The organism is Nonomuraea sp. NPDC050786 (genome assembly GCF_040654115.1).
GTDB lineage: Bacteria > Actinomycetota > Actinomycetes > Streptosporangiales > Streptosporangiaceae > Nonomuraea.
In genome coordinates this window covers 87,506-107,340 of sequence record NZ_JBFAHJ010000009.1, presented here as the reverse complement: position 1 = coordinate 107,340, position 19,835 = coordinate 87,506, and the positions used below count along the sequence as shown (strand labels likewise).

Sequence of the window (19,835 nt, the reverse complement as noted above, 5' to 3'; positions counted from 1 at the left end):
TGGCCTCTTTTCCGTTCCGTCGCACACCGGGGGCGCGGCCGTGCGGTGGTTCGAGCGCCGTCCTCGCCTACGACCGTGGCGGCGTGGCGATACGTCTCCGTTGCTGCCGGACGGGGTCGACCTCGGTCACGGCCGTCTTCCCGTCCAGCTCCCAGCCCTTCCCGTACGCCGCGGCGAACGCTTCCTCGCCCAGCGCGGCCCGCCCTCGGCGGGTGAGCTCGCGAACCTGCCGATCGGTGCGGTCGTGAGCGCCGCGCAGCCGGGAGGCGGCCCCGAGCAGGACGGCCGACTCGTGATGCCGCCCGTGCGCCTCGGCGAGCGCGGCCGCGTTCACCGCCACCAGCGACAGGATCGGCCGGTCCCGGGTCTCCAGCGCCGCCGCGTACGCCTTCTCCAACGCCTCCTCCGCGCCGGCCAGGTCACCCGTCTCCAGGCAGAGCGAGGTCCGTACGCTGCCCACCAGCGTCCGCGCGTGGTCACCGGGGAACGCGGTGTCGCCGTGCAGACCCCGTTCGGCGTCGTCGAGCACTCGGCGCGCCCGGTCCAGGTCGCCGAGGCGCACGCAGAAGATGGCCTCCCACGCGTCGACCAGGGCCAGCATCTCCGGTGAGGCCGCGCGCAACGCCCGCTCCCGGGCCGAGTCGATCATCGCGGTCGTCAGGTCGGTGTCGCCGCGCCGCAGGTGCAGGTCGATCCAGCGCAGGTCGTCGAGCACCTCGTCGCCGAGGCTGAGCGAGCCGAACTCGCCGGCGAGCGATCGGGCCTCGCGCAGGTCGGCCAGCGCGCCGTCGAGGTCGCCGTCGTACTGCCGCAGCTGGGCGCGTAGCGGCAGCACGGTGGCCTGGCCCCAGCGGTCGCCGGCCTGCCGGAAGCAGGCCAGGGCCGCCTCCACGTCGGGGCGCGTCTTGTCGAGCTCACCGGCGTTCTCGGCGAACTGGGCCCGGAACATGCGGGCCAGCCCGGACAGCCACACGTCGTCGCCGTCGGCCAGGCGCTCGATGATCGCCAGCGCGGTCCTCTCCGGCAGGAACGCGGGCGGGAGCGCGGTGAGCGCCGCGTATGGGCCCGGCAGTTCCGGGTACGCGATCAGCCGGTCGGCCAGCTCGCGCATCTGCGCCTGGCCGTGCGCGGCCTCGGCGTTCGTTCCTGGCCGCGCGTCCGCCCGGTTGATCAGGTAGATCGCGTGGGCGCAGTCGCGGTCGGGCGTCGGCCCGCCGCCGGGGACCGCCAGTGCCTCGCCCAGCCAGTAGGCCGCGTCGCGGTGCCGGCCGAACATGTGCCAGTACCAGGTCAGGTTCAGGGCGAGAGCGAGCGCGCCGGGGGCGTCGCCGGTGTCGCACCGCCGGCGCAGTGCGGCCAGCGCGTTGTCGTACTCGGCGCTGATCACCCGCATGGCCGCCAGCTGGCCGGGCCCGCGCAGCTGCGGGTCGTAGCGGGCCATCAGCTCGGCGAAGTAGCCGGCGGCCAGATCGCGGGCCGTGCCGAGGTCGCCCGCCCCCGTCAGGCGGTCGATGCCGTACTCGCGCAGCGTCTCCAGCATGCGGTAGCGGCCCGGGTCGGGGGCGAGCTGCAGCAGCGACCGGTCGACCAGGGCCGCGAGCAGCTCGGGGATCTCGGCCGCCGGCACCGCGGTGCCGGCGCAGACCGCGGCGGCCGAGGCGGGGGTGACGCCGCCGGGCAGGATCGAGATGCGTTCGGCGACCGTACGCTCGTGCTCGCTCAGCAGCTCCCAGCTCCAGGCGATGACCGCGCGCAGCGTGCGGTGCCGGGGCAGCGCGGTACGGCTGCCGGTGGTGAGCAGCCGGAACCGGTCGGTCAGCCCGTCGGCCAGCTCGGGCAGCGAGAGCGTCCGCAGCCGGGCCGCGGCCAGCTCCAGCGCCAGCGGCAGCCCGTCCAGGCCGCGGACCACCCGCCGGACGTCGGGCAGCGTCGTCTGGTCCACGCCGAAGCCCGGGCGCACGGCCGCGGCCCGCTCGGTGAACAGGCGTACCGACGCAGCCAGCCGGGCCTGCTCGACGCCGTCGTCGGGCCCGGGCAGCGCGAGCGGGCCGAGCGGAACCAGCGCCTCGCCGTCGATCGCGAGGGGTTCGCGGCTGGTGGCGAGCACGCGCAGCCCGGAGCATCGGGACAGCAGCGCCGCGACCAGGTGCGCCACGGCGTCGATCAGGTGCTCGCAGTTGTCGACCAGCAGCAGGCTCTCCCGGCCGCCGAGATGGTCGGCGAGTACGTCCAGGTCGGACTCCCCGACCCGCAGCCGGGCCTCGAACATCGCGCCGCCGCGCAGCCCGATCCCGGCGAGCACGGCCGCGCCGACCTTGGCCGGCTCGGCGACCGAGGCGAGGTCGATCATCCAGGCGCCGTCGCGGTACTCGTGGCGGTGGCGGCGGGCGGCCTCGACGGCGAGGCGCGTCTTGCCGGCGCCGCCGGGACCGAGCACGGTGACCAGGCGCCCGGCGGCGAGCAGCGTGTCGATCCGGGCGAGGTCGTCGTCGCGTCCGATGAAGCTGGTCAGCGGCGCGGGCAGGTTACCCGGCCGGTTCTGCGCGGCGTCGGCGGCCGGGGCGGGCCGCTCGGCGCGCAGCAGGCGCAGGTGGCGCTCGCGCAGGGCGCTGCCCGGGTCGGTGCCGAGGACGTGGGCCAGGGTCTCGCGGACGCGCTCGTACAGGGCCAGGGCGTCGGCCTGGCGGCCCTGGGCGGCGAGCGCGTCCATGAGCAGCGCGGCCGCCCGCTCGTGGACGGGGTGCTCGGCGAGCAGGGTGGTCAGGCGGGCGGCGGCCGCGTCGGCACGGCCCAGGGAGAGCTCGGCGTCGGCGAGGTCGGCGACGGCCTCGACCGAGGCGTGGGCCAGCCGGGTCGCGGCGGCGGGCGCCACCGCGGCGACGACCGCGGGCTCGGCGTGGGGACGGTCGCCCCACAGCGCCACGGCCTCGCCGAGCACGGCCGCCGCCGCGTTCGGGTCGCCGGCGCGCAGGCGGTCACGGCCGGCGGCGGCGAGCTGCTCGAACCGCAGCGCGTCCACGTCGGCCGCGTCCACGTCCAGCCGGTAGCCGCCCGCGACCTGCGCGACGTCGCCGGCCGAGCCGAGGCTCCGGCGCAGCCGCGAGACGAGGGACTGCAGGGCGTGGGCGGGCCCGGCCGGCGGGTCCTCGGGCCAGATCGCGTCGACCAGGACGCCCTGCTCGACCGCACGCCCGCCGGCGAGCGCCAGGCGTACGACCAGACCCTGCAACCGCGCACCCCGTACGGGGAGGGCGAGGTCACCGCGGGACGCCTGAAAGGCGCCGAGCAGCGTGACGCGAAGCCGCGCATCCCCGTTCATCTCCCGATCGTCGCGCACGGACCCTCGAGCCCCCAAACCAGGGGATGCCTGACTTCCCCTTCCATGTCGCGGTCAGCCGGGTGCTCGAAAGCGGCCCTGACGCGTCGCAGGACGGGACTGTCAGCGCCCGTGTGCGCCCGCGTGAGTGCCGTGTGTGCCTCGTGTGAGCGGCCCACCTCAGTCTTTGGGTGAACGAGGGTGGCGAGCTTCGGAAGGGGAGCTTCTCGTGCATGACGTAGTGATCGTGGGTGCCGGCCCGGTCGGTCTGTTCCTTGCCTGTGAGCTGGGCCTCGCGGGCTGCTCTGTTCTGGTGCTCGAACGGGAGCCGGAGCCCCGCTCCCCGTGGAAGGCGGAGCCGCTCGGGATGCGGGGCCTGTCCGCCACGTCGGTCGAGGCGTTCTACCGCCGCGGGATGCTGCATCCGCTGCTGAAGGCGTCGGGCGTCGACGACTATCCCGACGCGGAAGAGCCGGCACCCCCGCGTGGCGCGGGCCACTTCGCCGGCATGATGCTCGATCCGGCCAAGGTCGACGTCGCCGCCCTGCCGTTCCGGCTGCCCAGCCCGGCGATGGAGGGCGTGATGACGAACCTCGAAGCGGTGGAGTCCGTGCTGTCCGAGCGGGCATCCATGCTGGGCGTGGAGGTCAGGCGCGGCGTCACGGTCTCGGCCATCGCGCAGGACGATGAGATCGTGGTCGCGCGAGCCGGCGAGCACGAGTACGCGGCGCGCTGGCTCGTCGGCTGCGACGGCGGACGCAGCGCCGTACGCGGGCTCGCGGGCTTCGACTTCGTCGGCACCGAGCCGCAGTTCACCGGCTACATCGCGCTCGCCACCATCGCCGATCCCGAGAAGCTACGGCCTGGGTTCAACCTGACGCCGACCGGCATGTACCTCCGGACGCCCGCGGAAGGGTACATCGGCATGCTGGAGTTCGACGGCGGCTCGTTCGATCGCTCGCAGCGGCCGGCTCGCGAGCATCTCCAGGCGGTTCTGCGCCGGGTGTCCGGCACCGACGTGACGCTGAGCGACGTCCGCCTCGCCTCGAGCTTCACCGATCGGGCGATGCAGACGACGACCTACCGGCAGGGGCGCGTCCTGCTCGCGGGCGACGCCGCCCACATCCACTCTCCGCTCGGGGCGCAGGGACTCAACCTCGGCCTCGGCGACGCCATGAACCTGGGATGGAAGCTCGCGGCGACCGTGCACGGGTACGCGCCGGACGGGCTTGTCGACACCTACACCCGCGAGCGCCGTCCGATCGGCGCATGGGTGCTCGACTGGACGCGCGCCCAGGCGGCGGCCATGCGGCCGGACCCGCACGCGCAGGCGATCCAGGCGGTGATCCGCGACCTGATCGGGACCCGTGACGGAACGACCTACGTGTACGACAAGACGTCGGGATCGTCGATCCGCTACGACCTCGGCAGCGACCAGCCGCTGGTCGGCCGGAACACCCCGGACCTCCGTCTGGAGGACGGCACCCGCCTCGGCGACCTGATGCAGGACGGACGGGGCGTCGCGCTCGACTTCAGCATCGACCGACGCCTGCACGCTTCAGCGATGGGCTGGGGGACCCGGATGCGTTATGCGGCCGGGCCGGCGAGAAACGACCTCGGATTGGGTGCCGTGCTCGTCCGGCCCGACGGCATAGTCGCCTGGGCCGGTGATCGCGAGCCTGACCGTGAAGCGTTCGAGCGGGCCGCCGGCCATTGGTTCGGGAGGCCGGAAATTTAACAGCAGCTGCCATTTTCGCAGCCGGTGCCCGCTTTTCGGACCCCGCTCGGTATTAGGCAGCGGAATCATAAGCGGCTGAATGCCAATGTTGGCATCGATGTAAACCTTTTTCTTCTCGACTGAGTTCAAGGAGCGCACATGACGATCACTCTACGAGCGGGAAGCACCGTGATGTTCACCGGCGATTCGATCACCGACTGCGGGCGGCTGGAGAGCGAGGATGGCCTCGGGTCCGGCTACCCGCTGCGCATCGCGGGGGAGTGGGGGCTCCGGCACCCGGATCGGGCCGTGACCTGGCTGAACTCCGGGATCGGGGGCGACAAGGTGATGGACCTCGAAGCCCGGTGGCAGGCGGACGTGCTGGACGCGCGCCTGGACGTGGTGTCGATCCTCGTCGGCGGCAACGACGTGGGCTGGCACTCGTACGACCCGGACGGCTACGTGATCCCGGCGGAGGACTTCGCGGCGGGGTACGACCGCCTGCTGACGCCGCTTGCTGAGACCGGCGCCGAGCTCATCCTCATCGAGCCGTTCCTCCTGCCGATTCGCGGCCTTGTCGAGGTCGGCGATGTGCACCTCGGTGAGGAGGTCCGGAAGGAGTGGCGCGCCGACCTGGACCCGAAGATCCAGGTTGTGCGCGAGCTCGCCCGCAAGTACGGCGCGCACCTGCTCGCCGCCGACGGCATGTTCGCCCAGCTCGCCGCGACGACCGGGCCGGAGTACTGGGCTGCGGACGGCGTGCACCCGACGCCGGCCGGTCACGCCGCACTCGCGGCGGCCTGGCTGCGCCTGGTCGCCTGACCCTGCCTCACGATCGCCCGCGACACCGGCCGGTCCGCCTGCTCCACGCGGACCGGCCGCTGCCATGCGGACCGGCCGTTGCCACGCGAACCGGCCGCTGCCATGCGAAAGGCCGTGTCCAGGCCGCTGGCACGCGAGGGGCTGTGCCTTGGCCGCTGCCATGCGAGGGGCTGTGCCTTGGCCGCCGCGCGAAGGGCTGTGCCCGGCCGCGAGCCAGAAGCGGAGCGGCGCTCCTCGGCAAGGGGTATCCCCGCCGAGGAGCGCCGGTCCGGTCAGATGTTGTGCGAGAAGTCGCCGCCGAAGCCGGCGATGAAGACGTGGCTGTCGATCTGGCCGGCGCTGAAGAACATCGAGATCCCGCACCCCCAGGCGATGCCGTCGTGGCCCACGGGGAAGACGTTGTCGCCGCTGAGGCCGTGCGCGTGATCGCCTTCGATCCTGAGGCCCTCTCTGACCAGGATGCGGTTGGGGCCGTCCCACACGTGCACCGCCAGGAGCGCGCTGGTCTCCCGGGCGTCGAAGAGGATCAGCACCCTGTCCAGAGTGGCCCGGCGGTCCTCGACGATGACCGGGGTGGGGATGGGCAGGTGGATCCAGTCGCCGCCGTTCGCCGGAAGCGAGAAGGTTACGCCGAATCCCTGACGAAGCGCAGTCGTGCTGGGGTTCTCGGCCACCGCCGTGAAGCCGTGGTGCCATGATGCGTACAACTTTGACATCGTCGTACTCCTTGCGGTGTGGTTGGCTGTGAATCCGGGGGTTTGGGGGCCTCCCTGGTAACTTCACGATAAAAGGCCTTGAGGAAATATCGGCATCCCTAAAGTTGGGGATATTCGTCGCCCTATAATTCGCGGAAAAAGATATTTCTGCAGGGCGAAGTGCGAAATAGCCGCCTCTTTCCCTGGCGCCGATGGCCGGGAGGTTCGCCGCGGGGTGCGGGGCCGCCGTACCGTCTGCGGGATGTTTCGCAAGCCGCTGCCGTGGAAACATCGGATGTGAGCGCGCCATCGCGACACTTGGCAGCGCGGCATGGAACGCCGTGGCGGTGCCGCCAGTCCACCCGTCCCCTATGGGATCAGCAGCCCTGAGGGCCTCTCCGGGGCATCAGGGCCGGAGCGGGGGCTCCCGCTCGACGTCTGACTCGAGAGCCTTGACCACATCCGATGTTTCGCCTACGTTACCCGCAAGTCGAGACGTGCGAAATATTTCGCACCTCCCTAACGGCAGAGGGTGTCACGGATGTCAGATTCCCGTATCGAGGACTTCCGGCAGCGCAGGTTCGGCCTGTTCGTCCACTGGGGGCTTTACGCCCTGGCGGCCCGCCACGAGTGGGTCAAGCAGCGCGAGAACCAGACCGATGAGCAGTACCAGCGATACTTCGAGCGCTTCGACCCCGACCTGTACGACCCCGACGCCTGGGCCGAGGCCGCCCAGCGGGCAGGGATGCGCTACACCGTGCTGACCGCCAAGCACCACGACGGCTTCTGCCTGTGGGACTCGGCTCTGACCGACTACTGCGTGAGCGGCACGCCGTACGGCAAGGACCTGATCGGCCCCTTCGTCGAGGCGTTCAGGAGCAGAGGGCTCGGAGTCGGGTTCTACTACTCGCTGCTGGACTGGCACCACCCGGGCTTCCCGATCGACGGGTTGCATCCGGCGTACGTCGAGGGCGGCACCTTCCCCGACCGGGATGTCACCAAGTACGCGGACTACCTGCACGGGCAGGTCGAGGAGCTGCTCACCCGGTACGGCCCCCTCGACACGCTCTGGTTCGACTTCTCCTACGCCGGCCGGGTCAGGCAGGGCAAGCCGGTCTACGGCGGCAAGGGCAAGGCCGAGTGGCGCTCCGAGGAGCTGGTGGAGAAGATCCGCCGCATCCAGCCGGACATCCTGATCAACAACCGTCTGGAGCTGCCGGGCGACTTCACCACACCGGAGCAGTTCCAGCCCCCTGGCCCGCTGTCGACGGTCTGGGAGGCCTGCCAGACGCTGAACGGAAGCTGGGGCTATGACCGGGACAACCACGGGTGGAAGTCACCCGGCCTGCTCATCCGCATGCTGATCGACTCGGTCTCCAAGGACGGCAACCTCCTGCTCAACGTGGGCCCCAACGGCCGGGGCGAGTTCGAGCCGCGGGCGCTCGACACGCTGCGGGAGATCGGCGACTGGATGCGGCTGCACAGCCAGTCGATCCACGGCGCCGGGGCGAGCCAGTTCGAGGCTCCGCAGGACTGCCGCTACACCCAGCGCGGCGACCGGCTGTACGTGCACGTCCTCTCCTGGCCGTACCGGCACCTGCACCTGCCCGGTCTGGCGGGCAAGGTCCGCTACGCGCAGCTGCTCAACGACAGGTCGGAGATCCGCATGTGGACGCCCGACCCCAAGGTCGACAACGGGAACGTCAACTTCTTCACGATCCCCGAGGGCACCCTCACCCTCGAGCTTCCCGTACAGCCGCCGGATGTCGCCGTCCCGGTGATCGAGCTCTTCCTCTGAAAGGCGTTACCCCCCATGCACAACCCCCTGCGCGGCCTGGACACCACCGGCCTGAACCGGCGCCAGCTTCTCAGCCTGGCCGCCATGGCGGCGGCCGCCGTACCCCTCAGCGCCTGCGGGAGTGGCGGGCGCACCCGCCAGGCCGGGCCGACCTCCTCGGCGTCGAGCGGCTCCGAGGTGATCAACCCGGACCGGCCGGAGAGCGCGCTGTTCCCCTACGACGAGGCGGAGAAGCTCTTCGACTCGCTGCCGTGGCCCACGACCAAGGTGCCGGAACCCACCTCCAAGGTCACCGTCACCGTCGCCATCATCCCCGGTCAGCGGCACGAGGTGCGGCACGCCCAGTTCGCCAAGTTCATCAAGAAGCGGCATCCGAACATCGAGATCAAGGTGGAGGTCACGCCGTTCGACGACTTCCGCACCAAGTACCTGACGGGAGCCGCCAGCGGCGTGCTGCCCGACATCATGTACTCGCAGTTCCAGTGGGGGCAGAGCTTCATCAAGAACAACCTGTACCTCCCGCTGGACGACTTCATCGCGGAAACGCCTGACTTCAATCGCGCCGACTTCTCCAAGGCGGCGCTGAGCTACTGGGAGCGTGACGGCAAGCTCTACGCGCTGGGCACCGACTCGGCGCCCAAGCTGCTCTTCTACAACAAGGAGATCTTCGACAAGGCGGGCGCCAAGGTGCCCGACGCCTCCTGGACCTGGGACAAGCTCATGGAGGCCGCGCGCGGGCTGGTCTCGGGCACGGGCGCGCAGAAGGTCTTCGGGTTCACGCCGGTGCCCAAGCCCACCAGCGACCTCACCGCGACGTTCCTGCTCGCGCACGGCGGCCGCTACCTGACGGCCGACGAGCGCAAGTGCGTGATCCAGGAGCCGGCCAGCCGCGACGTGCTCAAGCGCTGGATGGACCTGCTGATCAAGGACAAGGCGATGCCGGACCTGGCCGAGACGCAGGCGACGGCGAAGGTCGAGCCTTTCACGCTGGGCCGGGGCGCCCTGTACGTCGGCGGCGCGTGGAACATCGTCACCCTGCTCACCCTGCCTGCCGAGCAGCAGTTCGACTGGAGCCTGACGCACGTGCCCAGTGGTCCCGAGGGCCGGTTCACCCCGGTCCTGGGCAGCGCCTTCGGCATCACGAGCAGGACCCGCAACCCCGAGGCCGCCTGGATCGTGCTCAACTCGTTGCGCTCCTACGCCGGCCACCGCTTCTTCCTCGACACCCCGCCGTCGCGGCTGTCGGCGTTCGAGGAGAACCTGCAGGCGCTCAAGCTCGTCAAGGAGGTGATCGACACCACCAAGGAGTCGCTGCACAAGTACGGCACCAGCGACGGCGTGCTGAGGCTGCCCGCGACGCCCAAGCTCGAGGACCTGACCAAGCCGATCTGGGAGCGGGTCATGTCGGGGTCACTGTCGGTCGACGAGGGGCTCAAGCAGGTCACCGAGCGCGTCACGCCACTGCTGGCGGAGAACGTCTGATCATGGCCGCCTCCCCGCTCGTCCGGCGCGAGGCCCGCCGGTTCCACCTGTTCGCCCTGCCGTGGACCATCGGCTTCGTCTTCTTCACCGGCGGGCCCATCGTCGTGTCGCTGGTGCTCAGCTTCACCCGCTATGAGCTGCTGTCGGTCCCGGAGTGGGTGGGCCTGGACAACTACGTCCAGTTGCTCCGCGACCCCGACTTCTGGGTGGCGACGAGGAACACCATCTACTTCGGCGCCGCCTCCGCCACGGCCGGTGTCGTCTACAGCCTCGCCGCGGCGCTGCTGCTCAATGTCAAGCTGCGCGGACAGGCGATCTTCCGCACCATCATCTACATGCCGTCGGTGATCTCCGGTATCGCCACCGCCCTCCTCTGGATCCACGTGCTGCATCCCGACTACGGCCTGGTCAACTACCTCATCGGCCTGCTGGGCGTGCAGGGGCCCGGGTGGCTGACCGACGCGAGCTGGGCGATCCCCGGCCTGGTCATCATGACGACGTGGACCACCGGGAACGCGATGATCATCTTTCTGGCCGGACTGCAGGGCGTGCCCGTCTCGCTGTACGAGGCCGCGCACATCGACGGCGCCGGCTGGTGGAGCAGGTTCAGGAACGTGACGGTCCCGATGATGTCGCCGGTCATCTTCTTCAACCTGGTCGTGGGGTTCATCGGCAGCCTGCAGGCCTACCAGCTCATCCTGTTCATGACCGACGGAGGGCCGGCCAACTCCACCCTGGTCCTGGGCCTGTACGTCTACCGGTACGCCTTCAAGTACTTCGAGATGGGCTACGCCTCGACGATCGCCTGGGCGCTGTTCTTCCTCGTCATCGTGTTCACCGTGATCCAGTTCGGGCTCGCGCGCCGCTGGGTCCACTACGAGGTCAAGTAGGTCACGAGATGGCAATCAAGGCCCTGCCCGCACCGGCCCGCCCGGTGGAGAAGCGACCCGTGGCCCCCGCCCAGGCCGAGCAGATCCGCCGGGTCCAGCGTATGACGGCCTACGCGCTCCTCGTCCTGGCCTCGGCGGCCAGCCTGCTTCCCCTGCTGTGGATGCTCACCACCGCGCTCAAACCGGCCGGAGCCGTGCTGGAGTTTCCGCCGAGGTTCCTCCCCGACGTCTTCACCTGGTCGAACTTCCCGGACGCGTGGATGAGCCTGCCCTTCAACACCTTCCTGGTCAACAGCGTGGTGGTGACCACGCTGTCGATCGTGGGCAACCTCATCTCCTGCATCCTGCCCGCCTACGCCTTCGCGCGGCTGCGCTCGCGGATGCGCGGCATGGCCTTCGCGCTGATGCTGGGCACGATGATGATCCCCTCGCAGGTGGTCATCGTGCCGAGGTTCCTGCTGTTCTCCAAGCTGGACCTGGTGGACACCTTCTGGCCGCTGTTCCTGCCCAACTTCTTCGGCACCGCGCTCTACATCTTCCTGCTCCGGCAGTTCTTCACCACGATCCCGCAGGAGCTGGTGGAGGCGGCCCGCATCGACGGGGCGGGGGAGCTGCGGATCCTCTGGCGGATCATGATCCCGCTCTCCAAACCGGCGATCGCGACCGTGACGCTGCTGTCGTTCGTCGGAGCCTGGGGCGAGTACATCGACCCGCTCATCTACCTGCGCTCGACCGAGAACTACACGATCCCGCTCGGGATCTCGCTCTTCCGCGGCCAGTACTCCGACGACTACAACCTCATGATGGCGGTGTCCGTGCTGGCGCTGATCCCGGTCATCGTGGTGTTCCTGGCGGCGCAGAAGTACTTCATCAGGGGGATCATGCTCACCGGCATAGCGGGAAGGTAGAAACTTCCGGGCACGAGGAGTGCCGTGGTGCGCGCCGTCCGGCTCAGCGTCGCTCTCTGAGCAAATTCTGAGAATTGCCCGCCAACACTGATGTTGTTCGTTCAATCACATCGCTGTGACGGAGGCGTCAGTGCCGGACACGACCCTGGACCACCTGGTGATCGGCGCGGGCCCGGCGGGCCTGCAACTGGGGTACTTCCTGCAGCAGCAAGGGCGGGACTACCTGATCCTGGAGGCGGGTCCCGCACCGGGCGAGTTCTTCCGCACCTTCCCGCGCCATCGCACGCTCATCTCGACCAACAAGAAGAACACCGGGTGGGACGATCCCGAGCTCAACCTCAGGATGGACTGGAACTCGCTGCTGTCGGACGACCCGGACCTGCTGTTCACCCGCTACAGCGACCGGTACTTCCCGCACGCCGACGACATGCTCCGCTACCTGTCCGACTTCGCCGGCAAGTGCGCCCTGCGCATCGCGTACGGCTCGCGGGTGGTCCGCATCGACCGGCAGGGCGTGTTCCAGGTGACGGACGAGTCCGGCCGCACGTACGAGGCCAGGCGGGTCACCGTCGCGACCGGCGTCTCCCAGGCCAACATCCCGCCCATCCCGGGCATCGAGACGGCCGACCTGTACGGCACCGCCTCCATCGACCCGGCCGACTACCTCAACCAGCGAGTGCTCATCATCGGCAAGGGCAACTCGGCCTTCGAGACGGCCGACAACCTCATCGAGACCGCCGCGGTGATCCACGTCGCGGGCCCGCACTCGGTGCAACTGGCCTGGCGCACGCACTACGTCGGCCACCTGCGCGCGGTCAACAACGGCCTGCTGGACACGTACCAGCTCAAGTCCCAGAACGCGATCCTCGACGGCGACATCAAGCGCATCGACCGGAACCCGGACGGCACGTACCTGGTGACGGTCTCCTTCGCCCGGGTGAACGAGGTCACCAAGGACATCCCGTACGACCGCGTGATCCTCTGCACCGGCTTCCGCTTCGACGCCTCGATCTTCGGCGACGGCTGCCGCCCGGAGTTGACGATCAATGACCGGTTCCCGGCGCTCACCCCGGCCTACGAGTCCGTCAACGTGCCGGATCTCTACTTCGCCGGGACGATCACCCAGTCGCGCGACTTCAAGCACGGCACCAGCGGTTTCATCCACGGCTTCAGGTACGGGGTCCGCGCGCTCCACCGCATCCTGGAGTCCCGCTACCACGACGTGCCCTGGCCCGCCAGGGAGCTGCCCGCCGACCCGGCGGCGCTCGCGGCGGCCGTCCTGGAGCGGGTCAATCGCACGTCGGCGCTGTGGCAGCAGTTCGGCCTGCTCGCCGACGTCATCGTGCTCGACGGCGGCGCCGCCCGCTACATGGAGGAGGTGCCGTACGACCTGCAGGGCCCGCCGATCGGCGATCTCGGCCACTTCTCGATCACCCTCGAGTACGGCCCCGACCACGACAAGATCGATCCCTTCGACATCGAGGTGGGCCGCATCCGGCAGAGCGACTCGGCCCGCGCCCACGAGGGCCACTACCTCCACCCCGTGGTCCGCCACCACCTGCCGGGGCAGCCCCCGGCGGCCCACCACATCACCGAGAACCTGGAGAACGAGTGGAACTCCCCGGAGATCCACGTCGAGCCGCTGCGCGCCTTCTTCGCCCGCCGCACGGCCGCGGTCGCGGTGTGATGGAGCGGTGGAGCCTGCGCGAGTTCGAGGCCGCGGCCCGCGACCGCCTCGAGCCCGCCCACTACGACTACTTCGCGGGCGGGGCAGGTGACGAGGTCACCCTGCGCGCGAACGAGAAGGCGTTCGCCCGGCTCGGCCTGGTGCCCAGGGTGCTGCGCGGCGCGGCCAAGCTGGAGACGGGCGTGACCCTGCTCGGCAGCCGCGCGGCCATGCCCGTGCTGATAGCGCCGACCGCGTTCCACCGGCTCGCCGACCCGGAGGAGGGGGAGCGGGCCACGGCGCGGGCGGCCGCCGCCGCCGAGACGATCATGATCGTGAGCATGGCCGCGACCGTCGCCGTCGAGGACGTGGCCGCCGCCGCGCCCGGAGCCGCGCTCTGGTTCCAGCTGTACGTACAGCCGGACCTGGCCTTCACCGAGGCCGTCGTGCGCCGCGCCGAGGCGGCCGGCTGCGGGGCACTGGTCGTCACCGTGGACTCGCCCGTGCTCGGCCTGCGCGAGCGGGACCTGCGCAACGGCTTCCACGACCTGCCCGGGCACCTGTGCTGCGAGAACCTGCGCGACGGCGACCGGGTGCGCCCGATCGCCATGTCGCCCGGGCTGTCGTGGGAGCACATCGACCGGCTCAGGGACATGACCGCGCTGCCGATCGTGCTCAAAGGGATCACGCATCCGGAGGACGCCCGGCTCGCCCTCGGCCACGGCGTCGCCGCGATCATGGTCTCGAACCACGGCGGGCGGCAGCTCGACACCGTTCCCGCCACGATCGACCTGCTGCCGGAGATCGTCACGGCGGTCGGCGGGGCCGTGCCCGTGCTGCTGGACGGCGGCGTCAGGCGGGGCACCGACGTGCTGAAGGCGCTGGCGCTCGGGGCCGCGGCGGTCGCGGTCGGCCGCCCGGTGATCTGGGGGCTGGCCGCGGACGGCGAGCGGGGGGTGGCCCGCGTGCTCGCCCTGCTGCGCGCGGAGGTCGAGCGCGCGCTCACCCTGTGCGGCTGCGCGTCCATCGGTGATCTCGAACCGGGCATGGTGCGACGGTCGTGCTGATCGTGCTGATCGCGATGATCGCGCTGGCCGTCGTCGTGAGCCTGCCGTGGTGGCTGCCCGGCAGGGTCGTGGCGCTGCGCGTACGCGTGTTCAACCGGATCAACGGCGACGAGGCGATCCCCGTCCCCGGCGACCTCGTGGGCCTCGACCGCTTCAAGGAGGTCTACTCGCACCCCAACGCGAACGGGCGGAGCAAGGGCGCCGCGCTGTCGGACCTGTTCTGGTACTGGCTGTCGCCCGGCCCCGAGATGCACCAGGAGCATCTGGAGGCGGGGGAGCGGTACGACGCCGTGGCCAGGACGACGCGCGGGCTGCTCGCCCTGCCGCGCGCGGAGGCCGAGGAGCTCACGCGCCGCTGCTCCGCCCGCACGCTGGCGGGCGTCCGGGGGCTGGTGCGGCTGCGCGACGTGATGATGCCGCTGTGGGCGGAGTTCTCGTACGAGCTGGTGTTCGCCGAGCCATGCCCGCGCGAGGCCCGCGACCTGATCGTCGGCAACGCGAACGACGTGGTCAGCTCCCTCAAATGCACCGGTCTCCGGCACATGGAGCGCCGCCGGCGCCTGACCCGCTACCTGCTCGGCCGCCTGCCACAGGTGCGGATCCCCCTCCCGGCCGGCCTGTCGCCCCAGGAGCAGGCGTACTACCTGCACGGCGCCTTCTTCACCACCGCCGTCGTCCAGATGTCGGAGGCGACGGCCCACCTGCTGATGGTCCTCGCCCAGCACCCCGGCGTGCAGGACAGGGCACGCACGGGCGACGACCGCTACCTCGACCATGTGATAGCCGAGACGCTGCGGCTCTACCCGCTCTTCGGCATCGCCCACCGCATCACCACCGGTGAGATCCCGCTCGACGAGCGGACCGCGATCCCGGCCGGGTCGGTGCTCTGCTTCAACTACCCCGAGTTCCACCGCGCCGGGTTCACCGATCCCGACCGCTTCGACCCTGACCGCTTCGCGCATTCTTCCCCGGTCAGGGAGCTCAACCACATCCCGTTCGGGGTCGCCGCCAACCGCCCCTGTCCCGCCTGGCGGCTCGCCCCCATCGCCATGCGCAGCACGGCGCGGGAGGTCCTGCGCCGGTACGCCCTGCACTCCTCGGCCGCCCACACCCGCTCCCTGCCCAATCGGGGACCCTGCTTGCTCACACCGTTGGGCGCGTCCCAGCGGGTGCGGCCCGTACTAGCGTTCATGCGGGTCCGAGACCGCTGGGAGGACGTCTGGCGCAGCCTCGTGCAACTCGTCTTCGGCACGTACATGGTCTGGGACGCCCGCCGGCAACGGCTCTGCGAGCGCCACTTCCATCACACAGCGGAGAACTGACATGCCCGTCCTGTTGCTCGCCAACGCCACACCCCCCGACCCGAACCTCGCCCTCATCCTCAAGGTCCTGCCCGCCCTCGTCGTCATCCTGATCACGGCGGCGATCTGCGGCCGCCTGGCGCAAATGGTGATGCAGCCGCGCGTGCTCGGCGAGATGGTCGCCGGCGTGCTGCTCGGCCCGACGTTCTTCGGCTGGCTCTTCCCGGAGGCGCAGGCGGCGCTCTTCCCCCGGGAGGTCAGGCCCGTCCTGTACGTGCTGAGCACCATCGGGCTGACGCTCTACATGTTCCTGGTAGGCGCCGGCCTCGACCACAGCGCGCGGACGTCCGGCGAGGTCCGCAAGGCCTCCGCCCTGGCCGCCGCGGGCATCGTCCCCGCGCTGCTGCTCGGCTCCGGCGCCGCGCTCCTCCTGTACGACATGCTCTCTCGCCCCGACGTCAGCCCGTTCCAGTTCGCCCTGTTCGTCGGCGGGGCGCTCTCGCTGACCGCCTTCCCCATGCTGGCCAGGATCCTGTACGAACGCGGCCTGGAGAACTCACCCCTCGGCCGCCTGACCCTCCTCGCCGCCTCCATCGACGACGCGCTGGCCTGGTGCCTGCTCGCCGTCCTGTCGGCCATGCACCTCGGCTCCGGCCCCACCGGCGCGCTGCCCACCATCGGCCTGACCGCGGTGTTCGCCGTCGTGATGCTCAAAGTGGTAGCCCCCGCCCTGCGCCCCCTGGGCAGGACCGTGGCCCGCACCGGCCGGCTCGGCGCCACCGGCATGTACGTCGTCATCCTCGTGCCGCTCACCGCCGGCTGGCTGACGGACTGGATCGGCGTCTACTCGGTCTTCGGCGGCTTCTTCGCCGGCCTCGCCATGCCCCGCGACCCGGCGTTCCGCCAGGCGCTGCACGGCCGCATGATGGAGGTCGTCTCGACGCTGCTGCTGCCGACGTTCTTCACCTTCTCCGGGCTGAACACCCATCTCGGCGGCATCGCGGGCGGCGGCATGCTGCTGGCGTTCGGGGTGATCCTGCTTGCCGGCTTCTGCGGCAAGTACTTCGGGTGCTCGCTGGCGATGCGCGGGCTCGGGTTCGGCCGGCGGGAGTCGTACGCGGTGGGCGCCCTGATGAACGCCCGCGGGCTGATGATCCTCATCTTCATCAACATCGGCCTGGCCCAAGGCATGATCACCGACGCGCTCTTCGCCATGCTGGTGCTCGTGGCCGTCATCACCACGGCGGCGGCCCTACCACTGTACAAGGCGGCCCTGCCCGAGCGCCTCGAGAGCGCGACCAAGGTGGCCGAACCCCCTGAGCTTGTCAGATCCAATCCGTCGTGAACGCGCAGGTGAGCCAGGGTGCGCGCGGGTTCCTGACGAGTGGATCTAGTAATTTTACCAGCAGTGGTGTAACCGTGGTCACATGGCTGCTTCACCGGGTGCGGCCAGCGGGCTGCTGATCATCGAGGACGACCGTGAGCTGGGGCACATGCTCGTCGAGCTGTTCACGGAGCAGGGCTATGCCGTCGACCTGGCGCTGGAGGGGCAGCGGGGGCTGCACCTGGGGCTGAGCCGCTCGTACGACGTGCTGATCGTCGATCGCGGCCTGCCCTCGCTCGACGGGATGGACCTGCTCCGGCGGCTGCGCCGGCGGGCCGTCACCACGCCCGTGCTCCTGCTGACCGCCTTCGGCTCGCTCGCCGACCGGGTCGCCGGGCTGGACGCGGGCGCGGAGGACTATCTGGTCAAGCCGTTCGAGATCGACGAGCTGCTGGCCAGGGTGCGGGCCCTGCACCGCAGGAACATCGACCAGGCCAGGCTGCTGCCGCTCGGCGCGGGCTGGCTGGACTCCGAGTCGCACATCGTCCGGCTGCCGAGCGGCGAGCAGGTGGCGCTGTCGGGGCAGGAATGCCGGCTGCTCAGCGCCCTGGCGGCCCGGCCGCGGCAGGTGCACACCCGCACGTCGCTCCGGCAGCGGGTCTTCGACGGCGCCAAGAAGGAGTCGATCGTGGACACGTACGTCTACTACCTGCGCAACAAGCTCGGCTCGGGGGTCGTGTACACGGTGCGCGGCGTGGGCTACCGCCTGGGTGAGTTATGAACCTGCCGGCGTGGGGCTGGCGGGCCGATCCGCACCGGCAGGACCTCGAGAAGCGGCTGCTGACGCGGGCCCGTCGCCGCCTCACCGTTCAGGTCGCGGGCGCGATCTCGGTGGTGCTCATGCTCGTCGGCATGCTGGTCTACTGCTTCGTGGTGCACCAGCAGGCCGACGCGGCGCGGCGCGACCTGGCCGTCGCCGTGACCCGTGCCTCCATCGATCAGCCTCCTCCCTGCGTGTGGCTCTCCGAGCTGCGCGACGGCGCCGTGCGGAGCTCTCCCGGCACACCGTGGGAGCTCCCGGTACGCCTGGCCGACCTGGCCGCCGGCTCCCCGCCACGGGTCGAGCAGGTCGAGGTGGCCGGGCACGCGTACCTCATCCGCACCCAGCGGCGCGGCGACACGACGGTCCAGGCCGCGATGGACCTGCGCTACCAGGTCGCGGAGCGCCGGCGGCTGCTGCGCACGCTCGGCGGCGCCGAGGTCGCGGGCCTGCTGGCCGCGCTGCTGGTCGGCCAGGTCATCTCCCGCCGCGCCATCGCGCCGCTGGGCGAGGCCCTGGCCCGCCAGCGCCGCTTCGCCGCCGAGGTCAGCCACGAGCTGCGCACCCCGCTGACCCGCCTGCACACCCGCGCCCAGCTCCTGTCCCGCCGGCTGCGGGGCGACACGGACCGGATCCTGCTCATCGACGAGGTCGACCAGCTCGTCACCGGCACCAGGCAACTGGGCGAGGTGGTGGAGGACCTGCTCCAGTCGGCCCAGCTCCAGCGGCTCCGCCGCCCGTTCGGCCCGGTGGACCTGGCGGTGCTGGCCTCGGAGCTGGCGGTGGCCGAGAACGCCAGGGCGGAGGCCCAGGGGGTGACGATCGTGGTCCGGTGCGAGGGCCCGGGTGATCATGTGGTGCGTGGCGTGGAGTCCGCGCTGCGCCGGGTGATCTCGGCCCTGCTGGACAACGCCCTGGGCCACACGCGCGTGGGCGGCCACATCTGGCTGACCCTCTCCAGGGAGCGCGAGACCGTCCTGCTCAAGGTCAGGGACGACGGGGTGGGGCTCGATCCGGCGCAGGCCGAACGCCTTTTCACCCGGTACGTGGGAGGAGGGTTCGGGCTGGGGCTGGCGCTGGTCCGCGAGGTGGTGGAGGGCCACCGCGGCACCGTCACCGCGGATGGCCGCCCCGGTGCCGGCGCCACCTTCACCGTCCGCCTCCCGGCCGGCCAGGCCGGCACACCGCCCCTTTGGGCGCCACCCGCCCGCGAGCCCGAACACCGCCTCTGAGCGGTCGGCACCCGCTCTCCGCCGCGATCAAGGGCCCTGCTAGGGTGCGGCGCATGAGCGGGCGTGGAGTTCTTGTCACGGGTGCGTCGAGGGGCATAGGCCGGGCGATCGCGGCGGCGTTCGCCGCGCAGGGCGACCGGGTGGCGATCCACCACCGGGACTCGGCGAAGGACGCCGAGAGCCTCCTCACGGAGCTGCCCGGCCAGGGCCATGTCATCGTCCAGGCCGACCTGGCCGATCCCGAGGCGGTGCGGCGCATGGCGGACGCGGCGGCGCAGGAGCTGGGCGGGATCGACGTGCTGGTGAACAATGCCGGCGTCTACTTCCTCCACCCCCTCACCGAGACGTCCTACGACGAGTGGCGGGCGGCCTGGCAGCGCACGCTGGACATCAACCTGATCGGCCCGGCCAACGTCACCTGGTGCGCCGTCCGGCACATGCCCGCCGGCGGCCGCGTGATCAACGTCTCCTCGCGCGGCGCCGTCCGCGGCGAGCCCGACGCCCCGGCGTACGGGGCGAGCAAGGCCGGGCTGAACGCGCTGGGCCAGTCGCTGGCCATCGCCCTGGCCCCGCGCGGGATCGCGGTGGCCGGGGTGGCGCCCGGGTTCGTGGAGACGGACATGACCACCGAGTACCTCACGGCCCCGAGCGGGGACGAGATCCGGGCGCAGAGCCCGTTCGGGCGGGTGGCGCGGCCCGAGGAGATCGCCGCGGCCGTCGTCTACCTGGCCTCCCCGGCCGCCGAATGGGCCAGCGGCGCGGTGCTCGACCTCAACGGGGCCTCCTACCTCCGCTGA

General features: G+C 71.0%; 15 protein-coding genes. 13 read left to right on the top strand and 2 right to left on the bottom strand.

All coding sequences use genetic code 11. The features are described from left to right. Nucleotides 1-67 precede the first annotated feature (67 nt). Nucleotides 68-3,319, bottom strand: a complete 3,252-nt coding sequence (locus AB0H84_RS19095; RefSeq protein WP_357605311.1) for a BTAD domain-containing putative transcriptional regulator — start codon at nucleotides 3,317-3,319, stop codon at nucleotides 68-70. A 226-nt stretch (nucleotides 3,320-3,545) separates the two neighbouring features. Between AB0H84_RS19095 and AB0H84_RS19090 the strand changes: the two genes are divergently transcribed. Together AB0H84_RS19090 and AB0H84_RS19085 are read left to right on the top strand one after the other, a co-directional pair. Further along, a complete protein-coding gene (locus AB0H84_RS19090; RefSeq protein ID WP_357605308.1) occupies nucleotides 3,546-5,054 on the top strand; it encodes an FAD-dependent monooxygenase in 1,509 nt (502 codons plus the stop codon). Nucleotides 5,055-5,192: 138 nt separating this feature from the next. Beyond that, on the top strand, nucleotides 5,193-5,855 hold the full coding sequence (locus tag AB0H84_RS19085) for an SGNH/GDSL hydrolase family protein (RefSeq protein ID WP_357605305.1): 663 nt from the start codon (nucleotides 5,193-5,195) through the stop codon (nucleotides 5,853-5,855). Nucleotides 5,856-6,127: 272 nt separating this feature from the next. Here AB0H84_RS19085 and AB0H84_RS19080 read toward each other — a convergent pair whose 3' ends face one another. Then, nucleotides 6,128-6,571, bottom strand: a complete 444-nt coding sequence (locus tag AB0H84_RS19080) for a DUF6623 family protein (protein WP_357605303.1) — start codon at nucleotides 6,569-6,571, stop codon at nucleotides 6,128-6,130. A gap of 520 nt (nucleotides 6,572-7,091) precedes the next feature. On the opposite strand from AB0H84_RS19080, the gene AB0H84_RS19075 reads away from it, so the two are divergent. From AB0H84_RS19075 to AB0H84_RS19025, 11 genes are all read left to right on the top strand, one after another. Continuing rightward, complete coding sequence (locus tag AB0H84_RS19075) at nucleotides 7,092-8,348, top strand: alpha-L-fucosidase (protein WP_357605300.1); 1,257 nt, start codon at nucleotides 7,092-7,094, stop codon at nucleotides 8,346-8,348. 15 nt (nucleotides 8,349-8,363) lie between these two features. Continuing rightward, a complete protein-coding gene (locus AB0H84_RS19070; protein WP_357605298.1) occupies nucleotides 8,364-9,830 on the top strand; it encodes a sugar ABC transporter substrate-binding protein in 1,467 nt (488 codons plus the stop codon). Between the two features lie 2 nt (nucleotides 9,831-9,832). Next, a complete protein-coding gene (locus AB0H84_RS19065) occupies nucleotides 9,833-10,720 on the top strand; it encodes a sugar ABC transporter permease (protein WP_357605295.1) in 888 nt (295 codons plus the stop codon). A gap of 8 nt (nucleotides 10,721-10,728) precedes the next feature. Next, entirely contained in the window at nucleotides 10,729-11,628 is a 900-nt protein-coding gene (locus AB0H84_RS19060; protein ID WP_357605292.1) for a carbohydrate ABC transporter permease, read from the top strand. Nucleotides 11,629-11,758: 130 nt separating this feature from the next. Next, entirely contained in the window at nucleotides 11,759-13,315 is a 1,557-nt protein-coding gene (locus AB0H84_RS19055; RefSeq protein ID WP_357605289.1) for an NAD(P)-binding domain-containing protein, read from the top strand. After that, nucleotides 13,315-14,361, top strand: coding sequence for an alpha-hydroxy acid oxidase (locus AB0H84_RS19050; protein WP_357605286.1), 1,047 nt, complete (start codon nucleotides 13,315-13,317; stop codon nucleotides 14,359-14,361). Before AB0H84_RS19055 ends, AB0H84_RS19050 begins: the two co-directional genes overlap by 1 nt. Next, entirely contained in the window at nucleotides 14,355-15,683 is a 1,329-nt protein-coding gene (locus AB0H84_RS19045; RefSeq protein ID WP_357605283.1) for a cytochrome P450, read from the top strand. The genes AB0H84_RS19050 and AB0H84_RS19045 overlap by 7 nt, the downstream gene beginning before the upstream one ends. 1 nt (nucleotide 15,684) lies before the next feature. Further along, nucleotides 15,685-17,007: a cation:proton antiporter gene (locus tag AB0H84_RS19040; protein WP_357605281.1), complete on the top strand. Its 1,323-nt coding sequence runs from the start codon at nucleotides 15,685-15,687 to the stop codon at nucleotides 17,005-17,007. Nucleotides 17,008-17,089: 82 nt separating this feature from the next. Continuing rightward, nucleotides 17,090-17,767, top strand: coding sequence for a response regulator transcription factor (locus tag AB0H84_RS19035; protein ID WP_357605278.1), 678 nt, complete (start codon nucleotides 17,090-17,092; stop codon nucleotides 17,765-17,767). Continuing rightward, nucleotides 17,764-19,038, top strand: coding sequence for a HAMP domain-containing sensor histidine kinase (locus tag AB0H84_RS19030; protein ID WP_357605275.1), 1,275 nt, complete (start codon nucleotides 17,764-17,766; stop codon nucleotides 19,036-19,038). The genes AB0H84_RS19035 and AB0H84_RS19030 overlap by 4 nt, the downstream gene beginning before the upstream one ends. Before the next feature lie 53 nt (nucleotides 19,039-19,091). Beyond that, on the top strand, nucleotides 19,092-19,835 hold the full coding sequence (locus tag AB0H84_RS19025) for an SDR family oxidoreductase (RefSeq protein ID WP_357605272.1): 744 nt from the start codon (nucleotides 19,092-19,094) through the stop codon (nucleotides 19,833-19,835).

Excerpts from the sequence above, each read along its gene's own strand:
- AB0H84_RS19085 (WP_357605305.1), top strand. The coding sequence starts at position 5,193 with ATGACGATCACTCTACGAGCGGGAAGCACCGTGATGTTCACCGGCGAT.
- AB0H84_RS19065 (WP_357605295.1), top strand. The coding sequence starts at position 9,833 with ATGGCCGCCTCCCCGCTCGTCCGGCGCGAGGCCCGCCGGTTCCACCTG.
- AB0H84_RS19080 (WP_357605303.1), bottom strand. The coding sequence starts at position 6,571 with ATGTCAAAGTTGTACGCATCATGGCACCACGGCTTCACGGCGGTGGCC.
- AB0H84_RS19025 (WP_357605272.1), top strand. The coding sequence starts at position 19,092 with ATGAGCGGGCGTGGAGTTCTTGTCACGGGTGCGTCGAGGGGCATAGGC.
- AB0H84_RS19070 (WP_357605298.1), top strand. The coding sequence starts at position 8,364 with ATGCACAACCCCCTGCGCGGCCTGGACACCACCGGCCTGAACCGGCGC.
- AB0H84_RS19040 (WP_357605281.1), top strand. The coding sequence starts at position 15,685 with ATGCCCGTCCTGTTGCTCGCCAACGCCACACCCCCCGACCCGAACCTC.
- AB0H84_RS19060 (WP_357605292.1), top strand. The coding sequence starts at position 10,729 with ATGGCAATCAAGGCCCTGCCCGCACCGGCCCGCCCGGTGGAGAAGCGA.
- AB0H84_RS19035 (WP_357605278.1), top strand. The coding sequence starts at position 17,090 with ATGGCTGCTTCACCGGGTGCGGCCAGCGGGCTGCTGATCATCGAGGAC.
- AB0H84_RS19030 (WP_357605275.1), top strand. The coding sequence starts at position 17,764 with ATGAACCTGCCGGCGTGGGGCTGGCGGGCCGATCCGCACCGGCAGGAC.
- AB0H84_RS19050 (WP_357605286.1), top strand. The coding sequence starts at position 13,315 with ATGGAGCGGTGGAGCCTGCGCGAGTTCGAGGCCGCGGCCCGCGACCGC.
- AB0H84_RS19075 (WP_357605300.1), top strand. The coding sequence starts at position 7,092 with ATGTCAGATTCCCGTATCGAGGACTTCCGGCAGCGCAGGTTCGGCCTG.
- AB0H84_RS19095 (WP_357605311.1), bottom strand. The coding sequence starts at position 3,319 with ATGAACGGGGATGCGCGGCTTCGCGTCACGCTGCTCGGCGCCTTTCAG.